The organism is Serratia sarumanii, assembly GCF_029962605.1.
GTDB lineage: Bacteria > Pseudomonadota > Gammaproteobacteria > Enterobacterales > Enterobacteriaceae > Serratia > Serratia sarumanii.
The window spans coordinates 1189433-1208315 of record NZ_CP124750.1; the positions used below are offsets into that span (position 1 = coordinate 1189433).

The 18883-nt window shown below is 59.2% G+C and carries 14 protein-coding genes and 6 tRNA genes; 3 read left to right on the forward strand and 17 right to left on the reverse strand.

Annotated elements, in window-relative coordinates:
- Position 1: 1 nt before the first annotated feature.
- From corC to miaB, 5 genes are all read right to left on the reverse strand, one after another.
- The gene (gene corC / locus SSARUM_RS05600) at positions 2-880 is read right to left on the reverse strand and encodes a CNNM family magnesium/cobalt transport protein CorC (protein WP_004939973.1); all 879 of its coding nucleotides are present in this window, start codon (positions 878-880) and stop codon (positions 2-4) included.
- A gap of 84 nt (positions 881-964) precedes the next feature.
- Positions 965-1438: an rRNA maturation RNase YbeY gene (gene ybeY, locus SSARUM_RS05605; protein WP_033637441.1), complete on the reverse strand. Its 474-nt coding sequence runs from the start codon at positions 1436-1438 to the stop codon at positions 965-967.
- Positions 1435-2490: a PhoH family protein gene (locus SSARUM_RS05610; RefSeq protein WP_033637443.1), complete on the reverse strand. Its 1056-nt coding sequence runs from the start codon at positions 2488-2490 to the stop codon at positions 1435-1437. Before SSARUM_RS05610 ends, ybeY begins: the two co-directional genes overlap by 4 nt.
- Before the next feature lie 234 nt (positions 2491-2724).
- On the reverse strand, positions 2725-3060 hold the full coding sequence (locus SSARUM_RS05615) for a zinc ribbon domain-containing protein YjdM (RefSeq protein WP_049195580.1): 336 nt from the start codon (positions 3058-3060) through the stop codon (positions 2725-2727).
- Between the two features lie 118 nt (positions 3061-3178).
- A complete protein-coding gene (gene miaB / locus SSARUM_RS05620) occupies positions 3179-4603 on the reverse strand; it encodes a tRNA (N6-isopentenyl adenosine(37)-C2)-methylthiotransferase MiaB (RefSeq protein WP_060429659.1) in 1425 nt (474 codons plus the stop codon).
- A 197-nt stretch (positions 4604-4800) separates the two neighbouring features.
- Here miaB and ubiF point away from each other — a divergent pair, with 197 nt between their 5' ends.
- Positions 4801-5982, forward strand: a complete 1182-nt coding sequence (ubiF, locus tag SSARUM_RS05625) for a 3-demethoxyubiquinol 3-hydroxylase (RefSeq protein ID WP_041033865.1) — start codon at positions 4801-4803, stop codon at positions 5980-5982.
- Positions 5983-6069: 87 nt separating this feature from the next.
- Here ubiF and SSARUM_RS05630 read toward each other — a convergent pair.
- The 12 genes from SSARUM_RS05630 to nagB all read right to left on the reverse strand — a co-directional run bounded on the left by SSARUM_RS05630 (position 6070) and on the right by nagB (position 14500).
- Positions 6070-6144, reverse strand: a tRNA-Gln gene (locus SSARUM_RS05630).
- A 4-nt stretch (positions 6145-6148) separates the two neighbouring features.
- Positions 6149-6225: transfer RNA gene (locus tag SSARUM_RS05635), tRNA-Met, on the reverse strand.
- Positions 6226-6266: 41 nt separating this feature from the next.
- Positions 6267-6341: transfer RNA gene (locus SSARUM_RS05640), tRNA-Gln, on the reverse strand.
- A gap of 44 nt (positions 6342-6385) precedes the next feature.
- Positions 6386-6460 (reverse strand) — tRNA-Gln (locus SSARUM_RS05645).
- Positions 6461-6490: 30 nt separating this feature from the next.
- Positions 6491-6575, reverse strand: a tRNA-Leu gene (locus SSARUM_RS05650).
- A 16-nt stretch (positions 6576-6591) separates the two neighbouring features.
- A tRNA-Met gene (locus SSARUM_RS05655) sits at positions 6592-6668 on the reverse strand.
- Between the two features lie 219 nt (positions 6669-6887).
- On the reverse strand, positions 6888-8552 hold the full coding sequence (gene asnB / locus SSARUM_RS05660) for an asparagine synthase B (RefSeq protein WP_033637446.1): 1665 nt from the start codon (positions 8550-8552) through the stop codon (positions 6888-6890).
- A 284-nt stretch (positions 8553-8836) separates the two neighbouring features.
- A complete protein-coding gene (gene chiC, locus SSARUM_RS05665) occupies positions 8837-10285 on the reverse strand; it encodes a chitinase ChiC (RefSeq protein ID WP_033655299.1) in 1449 nt (482 codons plus the stop codon).
- Between the two features lie 188 nt (positions 10286-10473).
- Positions 10474-11226, reverse strand: coding sequence for an HAD-IIA family hydrolase (locus SSARUM_RS05670; RefSeq protein WP_004939957.1), 753 nt, complete (start codon positions 11224-11226; stop codon positions 10474-10476).
- A gap of 67 nt (positions 11227-11293) precedes the next feature.
- On the reverse strand, positions 11294-12514 hold the full coding sequence (gene nagC, locus SSARUM_RS05675) for a DNA-binding transcriptional regulator NagC (RefSeq protein ID WP_033637448.1): 1221 nt from the start codon (positions 12512-12514) through the stop codon (positions 11294-11296).
- Positions 12515-12541: 27 nt separating this feature from the next.
- Positions 12542-13681: an N-acetylglucosamine-6-phosphate deacetylase gene (nagA, locus tag SSARUM_RS05680; RefSeq protein ID WP_033637449.1), complete on the reverse strand. Its 1140-nt coding sequence runs from the start codon at positions 13679-13681 to the stop codon at positions 12542-12544.
- Positions 13682-13699: 18 nt separating this feature from the next.
- Entirely contained in the window at positions 13700-14500 is an 801-nt protein-coding gene (gene nagB / locus SSARUM_RS05685) for a glucosamine-6-phosphate deaminase (RefSeq protein WP_004939952.1), read from the reverse strand.
- A 334-nt stretch (positions 14501-14834) separates the two neighbouring features.
- On the opposite strand from nagB, the gene nagE reads away from it, so the two are divergent.
- Both nagE and glnS read left to right on the forward strand, forming a co-directional pair.
- The gene (nagE, locus tag SSARUM_RS05690; protein WP_033647186.1) at positions 14835-16871 is read left to right on the forward strand and encodes an N-acetylglucosamine-specific PTS transporter subunit IIBC; all 2037 of its coding nucleotides are present in this window, start codon (positions 14835-14837) and stop codon (positions 16869-16871) included.
- Between the two features lie 240 nt (positions 16872-17111).
- Entirely contained in the window at positions 17112-18776 is a 1665-nt protein-coding gene (gene glnS, locus SSARUM_RS05695; RefSeq protein WP_033655303.1) for a glutamine--tRNA ligase, read from the forward strand.
- Positions 18777-18883: the final 107 nt, after the last annotated feature.

Below are 18883 nucleotides of genomic sequence, written 5' to 3' on the forward strand. Positions count from 1 at the left end.
TTTAATCTTCCAGTTTCGGTGGTGGAGAATCGTCCGGAATTTTTACATGAACCTGGATAATACGTCGACTGTCGGCCATGGCAACTTTAAATAGGTAACCTTCGATTTCAATGGTTTCCCCGCGCGCCGGCAGGTGGCCGAAGGCCTGCATCACCAGACCGCCGATGGTATCGACCTCGTCGTCGCTGAAATGGGTGCCGAAGGCTTCGTTGAAGTCTTCGATTGGGGCCAGCGCGCGCACGGTGTACATGTGGCGGCTGAGCTGGCGGATATCCAGATCGTCTTCGTCGTCGTATTCGTCTTCGATCTCGCCGACGATCAGTTCCAGAATGTCTTCGATGGTGACCAGGCCGGACACGCCGCCGAATTCGTCAATGACAATCGCCATGTGATAGCGCTGGGAGCGGAACTCTTTCAGCATCCGGTCGACGCGCTTGCTTTCCGGCACCACCACCGCGGTGCGCAGCACCTTGTCGATGCTGAACGGCTCGGAGTCTGCGCGCATGAACGGCAGCAGATCCTTGGCCATCAGGATACCTTCGATGTGATCTTTGTCTTCGCTGATCACCGGGAAGCGCGAGTGGGCGGAGTCGATAATCACGTCCAGGCACTCTTCCAGCGTCTGGTTGCGCTTGAGCGTCACCATCTGGGAGCGGGGGATCATGATGTCGCGCACGCGCTGCTCGGCGATATCCATCACGCCTTCCAGCATGTCGCGAGTATCGGGATCGATCAGGTCGTTTTGTTCGGAATCACGGATCAGCTCGACCAGATCGCCACGGTTTTTGGGCTCGCCGTGGAACAGCTGGTTAAGGATAAGAGTAAAGAACCCCTTCTTGGGACTGGGGCTGTCATTGCTTTGTGAATGGTCGTCGCTCATGGCGTTTTCGTTACTGTCACTCATGTCAGAGTTAAGGGGCGTCAGCGACAGCCCCGCAGGGGGCTGTAGGGTAAACGGCTGACGTCAGACGGGGTCTTTTTCCGCCAGGTACGGATCAGGATAGCCCAGTCCGTGCATGATTTCGGTTTCCAAAGACTCCATTTCTTCGGCTTCATCGTCTTCGATGTGGTCATACCCTAGCAGATGAAGACTGCCGTGGACAACCATATGCGCCCAGTGGGCCTCCAGCGCCTTGCCTTGCTCAATCGCTTCCTGTTCAACCACCTGGCGGCAGATGATCAGATCGCCGAGCAGCGGCAGCTCGATGCCCGGCGGGGCCTCGAACGGGAAAGAGAGCACGTTGGTCGGCTTGTCTTTGCCGCGGTAGGTCAGGTTCAGCTCGTGGCTTTCCGCTTCGTCAACCAGACGCACGGTCACCTCGGCCTCTTCCTGAAATTGCGGCAGCACGCCTTCCAGCCAGCGCTGGAAGGTAGCCTCATCCGGCAGGCCGTCGCCGCTTTCACAGGCAATCTGCAGATCCAAAATCACCTGGCTCATGGTGTCTCCTGCTCGGAGGCGGCGAGCGCCTCGCGCTTACGTTGTTCGGCAATCGCGTCTTTGCGTTTCTGTTCGGCCGCTTCCCAGGCCTCATAGGCGATGACCACGCGGGCCACCACCGGGTGGCGCACCACGTCTTCGCTGTGGAAGAAGTTGAAGCTCAGTTCTTCCACGTCCGACAGCACTTCCACCGCGTGGCGCAGGCCGGATTTCTGGTTGCGCGGCAGGTCGATCTGGGTGACGTCGCCGGTGATGACCGCCTTCGAGTTGAAGCCGATGCGCGTCAGGAACATCTTCATCTGTTCGATGGTGGTGTTCTGGCTCTCATCCAGAATGATAAAGGCGTCGTTCAGCGTGCGGCCGCGCATATAGGCCAGCGGCGCGACTTCGATCACGTTGCGCTCGATGAGCTTCTCCACGCGCTCGAAGCCCAGCATTTCGAACAGGGCGTCGTACAGCGGGCGCAGATAGGGATCGACCTTCTGGCTCAGATCGCCCGGCAGGAAGCCCAGCTTTTCGCCGGCTTCGACCGCGGGGCGGGTCAGCAGAATGCGGCGAATTTCCTGGCGCTCCAGCGCATCTACCGCGGCGGCGACCGCCAGGTAGGTCTTGCCGGTGCCCGCCGGGCCGATGCCGAAGGTGATGTCGTGATCGAGAATGTTGGCGATGTACTGCGCCTGGTTGGGCGTGCGCGGTTTCACCATGCCGCGCTTGGTTTTGATGGTGACCGCCTTGCCGTAATCCGGCACGCTGTCGGCTACCTGTTCCAGCACCCGGCTCTCTTTGATGGCCAGGTGGATTTGCTCCGGATCGATATCCGGGATCACGCCGCGAATCGGCGCGGTATCCACGTACAGATGGCGCAGGATATCGGCGGCGGCGGCCACGCACAGGTTTTTGCCGACCAGCTTGAAACGGTTGTCGCGGCGATTGATTTCGATGCCCAATCGGCGCTCGAGTTGTTTGATGTTGTCATCAAACGGGCCGCACAGGCTGAGCAAACGCTTGTTGTCTGCGGGCTCTAACAAAATTTCTTGTGTTGCGACGTTCAAACTATTCCTCTAGGTCACATCGGGCCTGGTTGATGTCACATAGCGCGTCCGGGACGCGCGCGTTCAGGGCGAGCCTGAATACTCTCTTTCTTGAATTATTCATGGTGCGCCGCAACGGCGCAAGTTTACCGCTGATCTATCTGTGCGCCGTCGGCGAAATTCAAGGGAAGAGAAGGAAAAAACGCGGCGGGGCGCAAAGCCCGCCGCGTCATCACAGAACAAGGCCGCTGGGAATCAGTTCTTTTTCACGAACTCGGATTTCAGCTTCATCGGGCCGAAGCCATCGATTTTGCAGTCGATGTTGTGATCGCCTTCGACCAGGCGAATGTTTTTCACCTTGGTGCCGATTTTGAGCATCGAGGAGCTGCCTTTGACCTTCAGGTCTTTGATCACGGTGACCGCGTCGCCGTCCGCCAGCAGGTTGCCGTTGGCGTCTTTGACGATCAGCGTGTCCTGATCTTCCGCCGGGGCGCTGTCGCTCCACTCGTGGGCGCACTCAGGGCAGATGAACAGGGCATTGTCCTGGTAGGTGTATTCGGAGTTGCACTTCGGGCAGTGTGGGAGTTGCATGTTATGTCGCCTCTTCAACAATAAAAAAATAAAAAAGCAAATCACCGGGCGCGGACGCCCGGCGGAGAAACGGTAAGGAGTAGCGCGAATGGGCGGCGATAAGGCGGCCGCCGCGGCGTCAGGGCTGGTAAATGCCGACGCCCAGCGCGTTTTCTTTGCGGGTACGGGCGATCACCGACTGCGGGGATTCATGTACGCGCAGATCCATCTGCTGTTCGGTGCGCACCACTGCGCCACGCAGGGTGTTGGTCAGCACCTCGGTAATTTCCACGTCGACGAACTGGCCGATCATGTCGGGCGTGCCCTCGAAGTTTACCACACGGTTGCACTCCGTGCGCCCGGCCAGCTCCATCACGCTTTTGCGCGAGGTGCCCTCCACCAGAATGCGCTGGACGGTGCCTAGCATGCGGCGGCTGAACTGCAGCGCCTGCTGGTTGATGCGGTCCTGCAGAATATACAGCCGCTGTTTTTTCTCTTCTTCGCTGACGTCGTCGACCATGTCCGCCGCCGGGGTGCCCGGGCGCGACGAATAGATGAAGCTGAAGCTGACGTCGAAATTGACGTCGGCGATCAGGTTCATGGTCTGTTCGAAGTCGGCCTGGTTTTCGCCCGGGAAACCGACGATGAAATCGGAGCTGAGCTGGATGTTCGGGCGCGCCTTGCGCAGCTTGCGGATAATCGCCTTGTACTCCAGCGCGGTGTGCGCGCGTTTCATCATGGTCAGGATGCGATCCGAACCGCTCTGCACCGGCAGATGCAGGAAGCTGACCAGCTCCGGCGTGTCTTCGTACACCGCGATGATGTCGTCGGTGAACTCGATCGGGTGGCTGGTGGTGAAGCGAATGCGATCGATGCCGTCGATGGCCGCCACCAGGCGCAGCAGTTCGGCGAACGAGCAGATATCGCCGTCATGCGTGGCACCGCGGTAAGCGTTGACGTTTTGGCCGAGCAGGTTGACCTCGCGTACGCCCTGCGCCGCCAGTTGGGCGATTTCGAACAGCACGTCGTCGCTCGGGCGGCTCACTTCCTCGCCGCGGGTGTAAGGCACCACGCAGAAGGTGCAGTATTTGTTGCAGCCTTCCATGATCGACACGAATGCGGTCGGGCCTTCGGCGCGCGGTTCCGGCAGACGGTCGAACTTTTCGATCTCCGGGAAGCTGATGTCGACCACCGGGCTGCGGGTGCCCTGAACGTGATTGATCATTTCCGGCAGGCGGTGCAGGGTCTGCGGGCCGAATACCACGTCAACGCAGGGCGCGCGGCTGCGGATCAGTTCACCTTCTTGCGAGGCCACGCAACCGCCGACGCCGATGATCACCGACGGGTTCTTTTCTTTCAGCAAGCGCCAGCGCCCCAGCATGGCGAAAACTTTCTCCTGCGCCTTTTCACGGATCGAGCAGGTGTTCAGCAGCAGCACGTCCGCCTCTTCGGCGTTATCGGTCCACTCGAAGCCGTGCGTGCTGTTCAACAGGTCGGCCATTTTCGATGAATCGTACTCATTCATCTGGCAGCCCCAGGTTTTGATATGTAGTTTTTTCGTCATTGACTTGCCATTACTCAGTGCGGAGCGAAAGTTGCGTTACGCGACATGCAGGGCGCGTATTGTAATCATTTGCCGCCGTTGTGACCAGCGCGGGGGAAAATGGCACGCAACCTGAAGCCGAAGCGAAAATCCGGTACACTGCGCAAAACGCCATACCGGGTGGGATGGCGAGCATTCACACAGAAAACATAGCCAATATGAAGACATCTCAAAATCGGTATGACGCAGTGGTGGTTGGCGGCGGCATGGTCGGCGCGGCGGCGGCCCTGGGGCTGGCGCAGGCGGGCTGGTCGGTGGCGTTGCTGGAACATCAGGCGCCGCAGGCGTTCGAGGCGCAAAGCCCGCCGGATCTGCGCATTTCCGCTATCGGCTGCACCTCGGTGGGGCTGCTGAAACAGCTCGGCGCCTGGCAGGCCGTGACGGCGATGCGCACGGCGCCGTATCGCCGGCTGGAGACCTGGGAGTGGGCGTCGTCGCGCGTGGCGTTCGACGCGGTGTCCCTGGGGCTGCCGGAGCTGGGCTTTATGGTGGAAAACCGCATTCTGCAGCTGGCGCTGTGGCAGCAGTTCGCGCAGTGCGCCAATTTGACGCTGCTGTGCCCCGCCAGGCTGCAATCGCTGCAGCGGGCGGACAATGCCTGGCAACTGACGCTGGACGGCGGTGAGACGCTGCAGACGCGCATGGTTGTCGGCGCCGACGGCGCCAACTCGCAGGTGCGCAAGCTGGCGGCGATCGGCACCAACGGCTGGCAGTATCGTCAGGCGTGCATGTTGATCACCGTCGATACCGGCGCGCCGCAGCAGGATGTGACCTGGCAGCGCTTCTTCCCATCTGGGCCGCGTGCCTTCCTGCCGCTGTACGACAGCTGGGCGTCGCTGGTGTGGTATGACAGCCCGCAGCGCATTCGCCAGCTGCAGGCGATGCCGCCGGCGCAACTGGAGCGCGAGATCGCCGCCGCTTTCCCGGCGCGACTGGGCCCGGTTAAGGTGCACGCCGCCGGTTCGTTCCCGCTGACGCGGCGTCATGCGCAGCGCTACGTGTTGCCGGGGCTGGCGCTGTTGGGCGATGCGGCGCATACCATCAACCCGCTGGCCGGGCAGGGCGTCAATCTGGGGTATCGCGACGTGGATGCCTTGCTGAACGTATTAAGCGATGCGCGGGAGCAGGGAGAGGACTGGAGCAGCGAGGCGGTACTGCTGCGCTATCAGCGCCGCCGCCGTACCGACAATCTGCTGATGCAGAGCGGCATGGATCTGTTCTATACCGCTTTCAGCAATAACCTGGCGCCGCTGAACGTGGCGCGCAATCTGGCGCTGATGGCCGCGCAGCGGGCGGGCAAGCTGAAAGAGCATGCGTTGAAGTACGCGTTGGGATTGTAACCGACAGGGCTCGGCTGCGGCTGGGCTCATTAGGATTGGCCGAGCATCGGAAAGCAAAAAGCCCGCCGAAGCGGGCTTTTCTAAATATGGCTGGGGTGCCAGGATTCGAACCTGGGTATGCTGGTATCAGAAACCAGAGCCTTACCGCTTGGCGACACCCCAATTATGGTGGCTACGACGGGATTTGAACCTGTGACCCCATCATTATGAGTGATGTGCTCTAACCAGCTGAGCTACGTAGCCGATGGTACTTTTTACTTCTTTGATTTGCAAGCAGTTTGTTATGGCTGGGGTACCTGGATTCGAACCAGGGAATGCCGGTATCAAAAACCGGTGCCTTACCGCTTGGCGATACCCCACCTGCAAACAAATCTTATGTTGAAACCCCATTCCCGAAAGAATATGGCTGGGGTACCTGGATTCGAACCAGGGAATGCCGGTATCAAAAACCGGTGCCTTACCGCTTGGCGATACCCCATCAACATACTGCGCCGACGATGAAGAGAAATGGTGCGGGAGGCGAGACTTGAACTCGCACACCTTGCGGCGCCAGAACCTAAATCTGGTGCGTCTACCAATTTCGCCACTCCCGCAAATGCAAAAAAGAGATGGTGGCTACGACGGGATTCGAACCTGTGACCCCATCATTATGAGTGATGTGCTCTAACCAGCTGAGCTACGTAGCCCTCTTTTTTTGCTTTGCCTTCATCGGCGTTGCGGGGCGCATTATGCGTATATGACCGATTTGCGTCAACAAGTTTTTTCCCGAAAAAGTGCCCGGAAGCGCCGTTTGTCTGGGTTGTGAACATTATGGCGATAAAATCGGCAATTCAGGCAGTTGGCGGGGGGAAAAGGCAACAAAAAGGCGGGCCAAAAGGCCCGCCCCGAGGGAAAGCGCTGCGCGATTATTTATAGGCGGCCTGGTGTACGCCGACGGCGCGGCCGGAAGGATCGTCCATCTTCTTGAACGATTCGTCCCATTCGATGGCCTTGGCGGACGAGCAGGCGACGGACGGGCCGCCCGGCACGCATTCGGCGGCGCTCGGCAGCGGGAACAGCTCCTCGAAGATTTCGCGGTACAGGTAGCCTTCTTTCGAAGTCGGCGTGTTGTACGGGAAGCGGAAACGCGCGGTTTCGAGCTGTTGATCGCTGATTTGCTGCGCAGCGACCTCTTTTAGCGTGTCGATCCAGCTGTAGCCGACGCCGTCGGAGAACTGCTCTTTCTGGCGCCAGGCCACGCTGGCCGGCAAATAGGACTCGAAACATTCGCGGACGATGTGTTTTTCCATTTTGCCGTTGCCGCACATTTTATCTTTCGGGTTGATGCGCATCGCCACGTCGAGGAATTTCTTGTCCAGGAACGGTACGCGGGCTTCGACGCCCCAGGCGGACATCGCCTTGTTGGCGCGCGCGCAGTCGAACATATGCAGCGCCAGCAGCTTGCGCACGGTCTCTTCGTGGAATTCGCGGGCGTCCGGCGCCTTATGGAAGTAGAGGTAGCCGCCGAACACTTCGTCCGCGCCTTCGCCGGAGAGCACCATCTTGATGCCCATCGCCTTGATTTTGCGCGACATCAGGTACATCGGCGTCGAGGCGCGGATGGTGGTGACGTCGTAGGTTTCGATGTGGTAAATCACGTCGCGGATGGCGTCCAGGCCTTCCTGCACGGTGAAGTGGATTTCATGGTGTACGGTGCCCAGATGGTTGGCCACCTCCTGCGCGGCGCGCAGATCCGGCGAGCCTTCCAGGCCGACGGCGAAGGAGTGCAGCTGCGGCCACCAGGCTTCGCTGCGTTCCTGATCTTCCACGCGGCGCGCGGCGTACTTCTTGGTGATCGCCGAGATGACCGAGGAATCCAGCCCGCCCGACAGCAGCACGCCGTAAGGCACGTCAGACATCAGGTGGCTTTTCACCGACTCTTCCAGCGCGGTTCGCAGGGCGGTGGCGTCGGTCACGTTGTCTTTGACGCTGTCGTAATCGAACCAGTCGCGGCGATAGTATTCGCGGATCTCACCGTCCTGGCTCCACAGGTAGCTGCCGGCCGGAAATTCCTTGATGGTGCGGCACACCGGCACCAGCGCTTTCATTTCCGAGGCGACGTACAGGTTGCCGTGCTCGTCGTGGCCCATGTACAGCGGGATGATGCCCAGATGATCGCGGCCGATCAGGTAGGCGTCTTTTTCGGTGTCGTACAGGGCGAAGGCGAACATGCCTTGCAGATCGTCGAGGAAGTCCGGGCCTTTCTCCTGATACAGCGCCAGGATTACTTCACAGTCGGAACCGGTCTGGAACGCGTAGCGGTCGCTCAGCTGTTGGCGCAGCGCCTGGTGGTTGTAAATTTCGCCGTTGACCGCCAAAACGTGGGTGTGCGCAGCGTTGTACAGCGGTTGAGCGCCGTTGTTGACGTCGACGATCGACAGGCGTTCGTGGGCCAAAATGGCTTTGTCGCTGGCGTAAACGCCGGACCAATCCGGGCCGCGATGGCGCATCAGGCGCGACAGCTCCAGCGCTTTCTTACGCAGTTCAACGGGATCGGACTTCAGATCGAGCACACCGAAAATAGAACACATACAACTCTCCTAACGGGCTTTTATGACTGTGATGTTGTTTTTTACTGTTATGGGCAGCATTGCCGATTCATCAGCGATAACGCGGTTTTGCTGCGCTGTGGTTATGAAAATGCGCCTAAAGCTGCATGAGATGCAAGCGTTTTAGCCATACGCTGAGAAATAGTTGTTTGCCTGGGCGCGGTTTTTGACGGATTTTCAGTTATCGGCGGGAAAAATTAGCGATTATGCAATTTTTAGCGTAATGACGGGATTGCCGGCCGGTTTGACCGGCAATCGATTAGCGATTAGGCGATGAGCTGCCACAGGGTGAAGGCGGCGTCCGGCGTCCAGGCGGCGTTGGAGGTGTGCGCCTGAATACAGGTGTATTTCTTGCCTTTATAACTCACCACGTCGCCGGCTTGGTAGCTGTGGTTGTTCTGCCACTCGGGCGCGCTCGGATCGGGCGGCGTGCCGTCGTTGGCGGTTTTGACCGCCAGCGCGCTGCTCGGCAGCGAGGTATTGCCCTGGCTGTCGGTTGCGGTAACGAAGTAGCTGTACTGGGTGGCCGGAGCCAGGCCGTTGTCGGCCAACGACAGGCCGGCAGTCTGGCCGATCGGGTTGCCGTTGCGGTAAACGGTGTAACTGGCGATCGGTAAGGCACCGGTGGCGGCGGCCCAGCTCAGCTTCAGCGAGGTGGCGCCCAACTCGGAGACCGTCAGCGCCGTCGGCGCATTAGGCTTTCCCGGCGGCGGGGTGACTCCGCCCTGAATCAGCGGCGCGTAGCGGGTTTTGAACTCCCAGCTGTAGGCCACGCCGGCTTTGCTTTTGCCGTTGTCCCAGTTGATTGACCAGGTCATCAGGCCCTTGATCGACAGGTTTTTGGCGTCGAGACGCGAGAAGGCGTTATACACCGCCTGTTTGTCGATCACGTAGCCGGTGGCGGCGGCATCGTTGTTGCTCGGCAGGCCGATAACGAATTTACTGGCTGGAATTCGGATAAATCCGCGGGTGCCGGTGACCAGACTTTCCGTCAGGTAATAGAGGAAGTCTTCTTTCATGGCGTCGTTGTTTTGGGCAATCCAGGCACCGGCACCGTTATTGGCCTCGGGAACCCAGATGCCGTCGCCACCCTGGTTATAATATTGCGGCGCGATAAAGTCATAATAGCCATCTAACGCATTAATATAATCGCCATAGCTGCCGTTAGCCTGCAGATAAGGGAATTCCGGCGCCATGCTGATAATAAAGTTTTTCCCCTGCGCGGCGTAATGGTCTTTTACTTTTTTCAGCGCCGCAGGCAAGACGGTTTTATTATTGGCGGCGCCGATCGCCGCCTGTTCCAGATCGATATCCAGGCCGTCGAAGCCGTAGACTTCCACCAGGCGAATAATCTCGTCTTTCAGCCGGTCTTCGTCGCCGGTTTTCAGTTCGATGTGCGCGTCTGCGCCGCCGAGGGAGATCAGCACCGCGCGGCCCTGGCTGTTCAGCACGCCCACCTGGCGGCGGAACTCGGCGTCGGACAGGTTGTAAGGCTTGAAGGTCGGGATTCCCTGGCCTTTCATAAAGGCGACGGCCACCACGTTATATTCGGCGGGAATGTCTGTCAGGTTCATATTGGCGAACTGGCCTTGTTGATAACCGTCACTGGCGCCGGCGGCCCAGTTGTGCCAGAAACCCATCAGGATTTTTTTATTGGCGATAGTCGGCATAATGGCTGCGTCATCGGCGGCATTAATAATGTTATTTGTGCTCATGGTAGCCTCATTAATTAGGGTAAGGGATTTTCGCCTGCCGGCAATATCAGCTATTGGCGGGGCGTAAGGTTATAATGAGGGTTTTTAGCGCGGGCAGGCTGAAACCTTTTGCGGCCATGAACGAATTAAATTCAAACTGCGGTCAGGAAGAGGGAAATAATGGCGGCCGGGCAGCCGCCATAAATGCGTCAGAAAATAGTGATATCGGCAACGGAAGGGTAGACGTAGCTCGGGCGGAAAGGCATGGTTTCGATGTCGCTCAGCGTGGAGACGCCGGACAGCACCAGCACGGTTTCCAGGCCGGCCTGGAAGCCCGCCAGAATGTCGGTGCGCAGGTTGTCGCCGACGATCACCGTCTCTTCCGAGTGCGCCTGCATTTTGTTCAATGCGGCGCGAATGATCCACGGGCTGGGCTTGCCGACGTAAAACGGCTTGCGGCCGGTGATCTTCTCGATGGGGGCGCACAGCGCGCCGCAGGCCGGCGAGAAGCCGTGGCCGTGGCTATCCGGGTTGGTGGCGATAAAGCGCGCGCCGTTACTGACGAAGTAGGCGGCCTTGTGCATCATGTCCCAGTTGTAAGAGCGGGTTTCCCCGACGATCACGAAATCCGGGTTGATGTCGGTGATGGTGAAACCGGCTTTGTACAGCTCATGGATCAGCGCGCCTTCGCCGACCACGTAGGCTTTTTTGCCTTCCTGGCGGCGCAGGAAATCGGCGGTGGCCATCGCCGAGGTATAGAACGCGCTCTCCGGCACTTCCAGCCCGGCGGCGGCGAAGCGGTTCGCCAGATCCTGCGCGGTCTGTGACGGGTAGTTGGTCAGCACCACCAGCGGCATGCCTTGTTCCTGGATGCGCGCCAGGAACAGATCGGCGCCGGGCACCGGCGTATTGTCATGCAGCAGCACGCCGTCGATATCGCATATAACGTTTTTGATTTTCATTTGTCGCTGTTTCTCATGATTACGGCAGGCAAGGGGTGACGATAACACACCTGCCAGAAGCGGCGGATCAGCTTTCCAGCAATCGCTGCAAGAGCACGCCGTTGAGCATCGCGCGTTTGGCCAGGGCGAAAGCGCCGATCGCCGAGCGATGATTGAGTTCGGAGGTCACCACTGGCAGATTCTTGCGGAAGTCCTTCAGCACCTGGGTATTGATGCAGCTCTGGATCGCCGGCAGCAGCACTTTGTCCGCTTCGGTGATCTCACCGGCGATCACCACCTTCTGCGGATTGAACAGGTTGATGGCGATGGCCACCGCCTTGCCCAGATAGCGGCCGACGTGTTCGATCACTTCGCTGGCCAGCAGATCGCCGCGGTTGGCGGCCTTGCAGATGGCGTTGATGCCGCAGTCTTCCAGCGTCAGTTTGCTCGGGTAGCCCTGGCTCAGCAGCTGGCGCACGCGCTGTTCGATCGCCGCGTTGGCGGCCACCGTTTCCAGGCAGCCGAAGTTGCCGCAGTGGCAGCGTTCGCCGAGCGGATCGATCTGGATATGGCCGATCTCGCCGACGTTGCCGTTGTTGCCGAGAAAAATCTGCCCGTTGACGATGATGCCGGCGCCGGTGCCGCGGTGCAGGCGCACCAGAATCGAGTCTTCGCAGTCGCGGGTGGCGCCGAAGTAGTGCTCCGCCAGCGCCAGGCTGCGGATGTCGTGGCCGACGAAGCTGGTGACGTTGAAGCGCTGCTGCAGGTTGTCCACCAGCGCCCAGTTGCTGACGCTGATGTGCGGCATGTAGCGCACCACGCCCAGCGCCGGATCCACCAGGCCGGGCAGGATCACCGCGATGGCGATCAGCTCGCGCAGGCGGCGCTGATTCGCTTCGATGAATTGGGCGATGGCGGCGAACAGCGCATTCTCCAGCGTTTCCTGGGTGCGTTCCGGCAGCGGATAGTGTTCTTCGCCGAGCGATTTGCCGCTCATGTCATACAGGGTGATGGTGGCGTCGTGGCGGCCGAGACGCACCGCGACGGTATGGAAATGACGGGTTTCCGACACGATGGAGATCGCGCGGCGGCCGCCGGTGGAGGCTTGCTGATCGACTTCTTTGATCAGCCCGCGCTCCAGCAGCTGGCGAGTAATTTTGGTGACGCTGGCGGGGGCAAGCTGGCTGAGTTCGGCAATTTGAATGCGCGAGATCGGGCCCTGCTGGTCGATCAGGCGGTAAACTGCCGCGCCGTTAAGTTGTTTGACTAAGTCAACGTTCCCTATTTGTGCTTGTCCGCCGGTGCTCATCAATAATGTTACTCGCTGTTCATTGAATTAAACCTCGTTACCGTTAACGAGCGTTTTGGTGATTTTAAAATCACGGGTGAAGGCGGTCAGGTTAGCCACCTTGCCGGCTTCGATGGTGCCCAGACGGTGCTCGACGCCGATGGCGCGCGCCGGGTACAGCGTCGCCATGCGCAGCGCTTCGTCCAGCGCGATGCCGATATGTTCGACGCTGTTTTGCACCGCTTCGATCATGGTCAGCGCGGAACCGCTCAGGGTGCCGTTCTCATCCACGCACAGCCCATCCCGATAGTATATTGTTTTACCGGCGAAAATAAATTGGTCAATATCTGCACCTGCCGGTGCGGTCGCGTCGGTGACCAATACCAATTTATCACCTTTCAGGCGTTTGGCGTTACGGATACTCGCCCAGGCCACGTGATGGCCGTCGGCGATGATGCCGGTATAGACCTCCGGCGTGTCGAAGATCGCCCCCATCAGCCCCGGTTCGCGGCCGGTGATATACGGCATGGCGTTGTACAGGTGGGTGGCAAAGCTGATGCCGGCGGCGAAGCCGGTGCGCGCCTGATCGTAGGTGGCGTTCGAGTGGCCGGCGGAGACCACGATGCCGGCCTCGGTCAGCTGCTTGATAACGTGTGGCTCAACCATCTCCGGCGCCAGCGTCACCTTGGTGATCACGTCGGCGTTGGCGCACAGGTAATCGATCATGTCCTGCGTTGGCTTGCGAATGAACGCCGGGTTATGGGTGCCTTTTTTCACCGGGCTGAGGTACGGCCCTTCCAGGTGCAGGCCCAGCGCCTGGTTTTGGTGCTTTTTCAGATAGGCGCGCATCACCTCGACGCTGTGCTTCATGAATTCGTCGCTGCTGGTGATCAGCGTCGGCAGATAGCTGGTGCAGCCGGATTTCTCGTTGGCGTGCTGCATGATCTCCAGCGTTTCTTCCGAAATCGCTTCCAGCGAATCGTTGAACTGTACGCCGCCGCAGCCGTTCAGCTGCACGTCGATAAGCCCGGGGGCCAGGATGGCGCCACCCAGGTCGCGCGTTTCGATGCCGGCGGGCAATTCAGCCGCCGGGCAGACTCTCTCGATCAGCCCATCAGCGATAATGACTGCATGGTCATCAAGTACGTCGTGGCCGGTATAGATTCGGCCGTGGGTTAAAGCGAACATCGTAGCCCCCTGCAAAGATTAAAGACTTTTCACGCTTTCCGCTTCTAACTCGCGGAAATATTTAACGGTTTTGACTTTCAGCTCCATGGTGGCCGGTTCGTCGCACACCACCACCGCTTTGGCGTGCAGCTGCAGGCAACTGATGGTCCACATGTGGTTGATGTTGCCTTCCACCGCGGCTTCCAGCGCCTGCGCCTTGGCGTGGCCGGTCACCAGGATCATTACTTCTTCCGCGTCCAGCAGCGTACCCACGCCGACGGTCAGCGCATATTTCGGCACCAGGCTGACGTCGCCGCCGAAGAAGCGCGAGTTGGCGATGCGGGTGTCTTCGGTCAGCGTTTTGATGCGGGTGCGCGAAGCCAGGGACGAAGCCGGCTCGTTGAACGCGATATGGCCGTCGATGCCCACGCCGCCCATGAACAGGTTAATTTTGCCGTAAGACTTGATCTTCTCTTCGTACTGGCGGCACTCGGCGTCGACATCCGCGGCGTTGCCGTTCAGCAGGTTGATATTTTCACGAGGGATATCAACGTGATCAAAGAAGTTGCGGTACATGAAGGTGTGGTAGCTTTCCGGGTGTTCCTGCGGCAGGCCAACGTACTCGTCCATGTTGAAAGTCACAACATGCTTAAAGCTTACTTCACCTGCTTTGTGCATCGCAATCAGATGTTTGTAGGCTTCCAGCGGCGTGCCGCCGGTAGGCAGGCCGAGTACAAACGGGCGCTCTGCGGTTGGCTTGAATGCGTTGATGCGTTGAACGATATGACGCGCGGCCCATTTGCCGACTTGTGCGGTATCTTTCAGTGGGATAAGTCTCATCTAACACCTCTTGGGATAAGTAAACTAAAGCTATACTGTACGGGCCTGCGGGAGTCCTAAGCGTAACCCAGCTTTATGATTCTCGCGTGAATCGTCCGTCCGGTTGATTTTTTGAATGATAAAATAAGTTTTGTGTGATGGCCAGCAATCCGGGAGGGAAAGACTACTTTTTGGTGATATTTATCACAAAAAGGGAGGTTTTAATTTGCGATACAAAATAAATTTTTTACACTCGGCATGAGTGATACGTGCCATGCGTTGTTTCTAAAAAGGTAGTGAGAGCTCCAAATAAACTACTAATAGGGTCCGTCCGCGGACAACATAGGGGGAAAAGGTGAACATTCTTAGTTATTTGCAAAAGGTGGGACGGGCGCTGATGGTGCCGGTCGCCACGCTGCCCGCCGCCGCCATCTTGATGGGCGTCGGGTACTGGATTGACCCTGTTGGTTGGGGCGGCGACAACGCGCTCGCCGCTTTCTTCATTAAATCCGGCTCCGCTATCATCGACAACATGTCGGTGTTGTTCGCTATCGGCGTGGCCTACGGCATGTCCAAAGACAAGGACGGCGCCGCTGCGTTGACCGGCTTCGTCGGCTTCCTGGTGCTGACCACCCTCTGTTCACCGGCCGCCGTGTCGATGATTCAGAAGATCCCGCTCGATCAGGTGCCTGCCGCGTTCGGCAAGATCCAGAACCAGTTCGTCGGTATTCTGGTGGGTATCATCTCCGCCGAAGTGTACAACCGCTTCAGCGGCGTCGAGCTGCCTAAGGCGCTGTCGTTCTTCAGCGGCCGCCGCCTGGTGCCGATCCTCATTTCCTTCCTGATGATCCTGGTCGCTTTCATTCTGATGTACATCTGGCCGGTGATCTTCAACGGTCTGGTGAACTTCGGTGAACACATTCAGAAAATGGGTTCGGTCGGCGCCGGCATTTACGCCTTCTTCAACCGTCTGCTGATCCCGGTCGGCCTGCACCACGCGCTGAACTCGGTGTTCTGGTTCGACGTGGCCGGCATCAACGATATTCCTAACTTCCTCGGCGGCCAGCAGTCAATCGAAGCCGGTAAAGCGGTTGTTGGCATCACCGGCCGTTATCAGGCGGGCTTCTTCCCGATCATGATGTTCGGTCTGCCGGGGGCAGCGCTGGCCATCTATCACTGCGCGCGTCCTGAAAACAAAGCCAAAGTGGCGGGCATCATGCTGGCGGCCGCGTTCGCCGCCTTCTTTACCGGCATCACCGAACCGCTGGAGTTCTCCTTCATGTTCGTGGCACCGGTGCTGTACGTGATCCACGCCGTGCTGACCGGTATCTCGGTGTTCATCGCCGCCAGCATGCACTGGATCGCCGGTTTCGGCTTCAGCGCCGGGCTGGTGGATATGGTGCTGTCGTCCCGCAACCCGCTGGCGACCCACTGGTACATGCTGATCCCGCAAGGCCTGGTGTTCTTCGTCATCTACTACGTGGTGTTCCGCTTCACCATCAAGAAATTCAACCTGATGACCCCGGGCCGCGAACTGGCGGTTGCCGGTGACGAAACCGACGGTTATGACGTCAACGTCGACAGCAACGCCGGTAAAGACGAAAACGAAACCACCACGCTGGCCCGTCGCTACGTCGGCGCGATCGGCGGTTCCGACAACCTGACCGGCATCGATGCCTGCATCACCCGCCTGCGTCTGAATGTGAAAGACTCCGCGCTGGTGAACGACGCCTTGGCGAAACGCCTCGGCGCATCCGGCGTTATCCGCCTGAACAAGCAGAGCGTGCAAGTGATCGTCGGCACCCGTGCTGAACTTATCGCCAGCGCAATGCGCAACGTGATTGCAGCCGGCCCGGTAGCGGCTGCGGCGGCCCCGGCGGCGGCCCCTGCCGCGGAAGCCAAACCGCAGGCGGTGCCGAACGCGCCGAAAGCCGCGTTTGAAACGCTGGTGGCGCCGGTGACCGGTGAAGTCGTGGCGCTCGATCAGGTGCCGGACGAAGCTTTCGCCAGCAAGGCGGTAGGCGACGGCCTGGCGATTCGCCCGACCGACAACATCGTCGTGGCGCCGGCGGACGGCACCGTGGTGAAAATCTTCAATACCAACCACGCGTTCTGCCTGGAAACCGACAAGGGCGCCGAGATCGTGGTGCACATGGGGATCGACACCGTCGCGCTGGAAGGCCAGGGCTTCAAACGCCTGGTGGAAGAGGGCGCGGAAGTGAAAGCCGGTCAACCGATCCTGGAACTGGATCTGGATTATCTCAACGCCAACGCGCGTTCGATGATAAGCCCGGTGGTGGTCAGCAACGCTGACGACTACGCCGGCCTGGCGGCGCTGGCCAGCGGCTCGGTGGTCGCCGGTCAGACCAAGCTGTACGAGATCCAAAAGTAAGGCCGTTTTTACCTGAGTAGTACCGGGAGCCGGCCACGCATCATGGCGGAGTTTGCCCCGATTTGGCGGGAAGAGAGCGATCTCTTCCCGCTTTTTTTATCCCGTTTCGCCCCACGGCGGTGCGCTGCGCGCCGAGGGGGCAACGCGCCGCATTTTTCGTGCAACAAACGGTTGTTTCCAGACGTGGCTTGTTGGATCATAGGCGGTTATGTGTAGCGCTTTGCATTGAGGAACAGTGAAATGAGTGAGGCTGAAGCCCGCCCAACCAATTTTATCCGTCAGATCGTCGATGAAGATCTGGCGTCGGGGAAACACACGTCGGTACATACCCGCTTCCCGCCGGAGCCTAACGGCTATCTGCATATCGGCCACGCCAAGTCCATCTGCCTGAACTTCGGCATCGCCAAGGACTATCAGGGCCAGTGCAACCTGCGTTTCGATGACACCAACCCGGTGAAAGAAGACATCGAGTTCGTGGAGTCAATCAAGCACGACGTGGAGTGGCTGGGCTTTGAGTGGAGCGGCAACGTTCGTTACTCCTCAGACTATTTCGATCAGCTGCACCAGTATGCGGTCGAGCTGATCACCAAGGGGCTGGCCTACGTCGATGAGCTGTCGCCGGAGCAGATCCGTGAATATCGCGGCACCCTGACCGCGCCGGGCAAAGACAGCCCGTACCGCGATCGCAGCGTGGAAGAGAACCTGGCGCTGTTCGAGAAGATGCGCAACGGCGAGTTCGCCGAAGGCGCCGCCTGCCTGCGCGCCAAGATCGATATGGCTTCGCCGTTTATCGTGATGCGCGATCCGGTGCTGTACCGCATCAAGTTCGCCGAACACCACCAGACCGGCAATAAATGGTGCATCTACCCGATGTACGATTTCACCCACTGCATTTCCGATGCGCTGGAAGGGATCACCCATTCGCTGTGTACCCTGGAATTCCAGGATAACCGCCGTCTGTATGACTGGGTGTTGGATAACATCACCATTCCTTGCCACCCGCGTCAGTACGAGTTTTCGCGTCTCAACCTCGAATACGCCATCATGTCGAAGCGCAAGCTGAACCAGTTGGTGACCGAGAAGATCGTCGAAGGCTGGGACGACCCGCGGATGCCAACCGTCTCCGGTCTGCGCCGCCGCGGTTATACCGCCGCCTCGATTCGCGAGTTCTGCCTGCGCATCGGCGTGACCAAGCAAGACAACAACGTCGAGATGGTGGCGCTGGAATCCTGCATCCGCGACGATCTGAACGAGAACGCCCCGCGCGCCATGGCGGTGCTGGATCCGGTGAAAATCGTCATCGAGAACATGGGCGATGCGGTGGAAATGGTCACCATGCCTAACCATCCGAACAAGCCGGAAATGGGCAGCCGCGATGTGCCGTTCAGCCGCGAGATCTATATCGATCGCGCCGACTTCCGCGAAGAAGCCAACAAGCAGTACAAGCGCTTGGTGCTGGGCAAAGAAGTGCGTCTGCGCAATGCGTACGTGATCAAGGCCGAGCGCGTCGAGAAGGACGAAGCGGGCGAGATCGTCACCATCTTCTGCAGCTACGATGCGGAAACGTTGAGCAAAGATCCTGCCGACGGCCGCAAGGTGAAGGGCGTGATCCATTGGGTGTCCGCGGCGCACGCGCTGCCGGCGGAAATTCGCCTGTACGATCGCCTGTTCAGCGTGCCTAACCCGGGCGCGGCGGAAGATTTCCTCTCCACCATCAACCCGGAATCGCTGGTGATCAAGCACGGCTTCGTCGAGCCGAGCCTGGCGGCCGCACAGCCGGAGAAAGCCTATCAGTTCGAGCGTGAAGGTTACTTCTGCGCCGACAGTCGCTATTCGTCGGCCGAGCATCTGGTGTTTAACCGCACCGTCGGCCTGCGCGACACCTGGGCGAAAATCGAGGGCTAATCTTATTCGCCTCGAAAATTAATGAATCAGCGCGGCTTAGGCCGCGCTTTTTTTTGCCTGTAATTTCACCTGCGGTCTATTTCTCTCTGATTTTAACCGGAGCGCGT

What these genes read in the sequence shown, in the direction of transcription:
- SSARUM_RS05615 (WP_049195580.1), bottom strand. Translation starts at nt 3,060, where the DNA reads ATGCAACTCCCACACTGCCCGAAGTGCAACTCCGAATACACCTACCAG.
- chiC (WP_033655299.1), bottom strand. Translation starts at nt 10,285, where the DNA reads ATGAGCACAAATAACATTATTAATGCCGCCGATGACGCAGCCATTATG.
- nagA (WP_033637449.1), bottom strand. Translation starts at nt 13,681, where the DNA reads ATGTTCGCTTTAACCCACGGCCGAATCTATACCGGCCACGACGTACTT.
- SSARUM_RS05670 (WP_004939957.1), bottom strand. Translation starts at nt 11,226, where the DNA reads ATGAAAATCAAAAACGTTATATGCGATATCGACGGCGTGCTGCTGCAT.
- miaB (WP_060429659.1), bottom strand. Translation starts at nt 4,603, where the DNA reads ATGACGAAAAAACTACATATCAAAACCTGGGGCTGCCAGATGAATGAG.
- ybeY (WP_033637441.1), bottom strand. Translation starts at nt 1,438, where the DNA reads ATGAGCCAGGTGATTTTGGATCTGCAGATTGCCTGTGAAAGCGGCGAC.
- ubiF (WP_041033865.1), top strand. Translation starts at nt 4,801, where the DNA reads ATGAAGACATCTCAAAATCGGTATGACGCAGTGGTGGTTGGCGGCGGC.
- corC (WP_004939973.1), bottom strand. Translation starts at nt 880, where the DNA reads ATGAGCGACGACCATTCACAAAGCAATGACAGCCCCAGTCCCAAGAAG.
- asnB (WP_033637446.1), bottom strand. Translation starts at nt 8,552, where the DNA reads ATGTGTTCTATTTTCGGTGTGCTCGATCTGAAGTCCGATCCCGTTGAA.
- nagC (WP_033637448.1), bottom strand. Translation starts at nt 12,514, where the DNA reads ATGAGCACCGGCGGACAAGCACAAATAGGGAACGTTGACTTAGTCAAA.
- nagB (WP_004939952.1), bottom strand. Translation starts at nt 14,500, where the DNA reads ATGAGACTTATCCCACTGAAAGATACCGCACAAGTCGGCAAATGGGCC.
- glnS (WP_033655303.1), top strand. Translation starts at nt 17,112, where the DNA reads ATGAGTGAGGCTGAAGCCCGCCCAACCAATTTTATCCGTCAGATCGTC.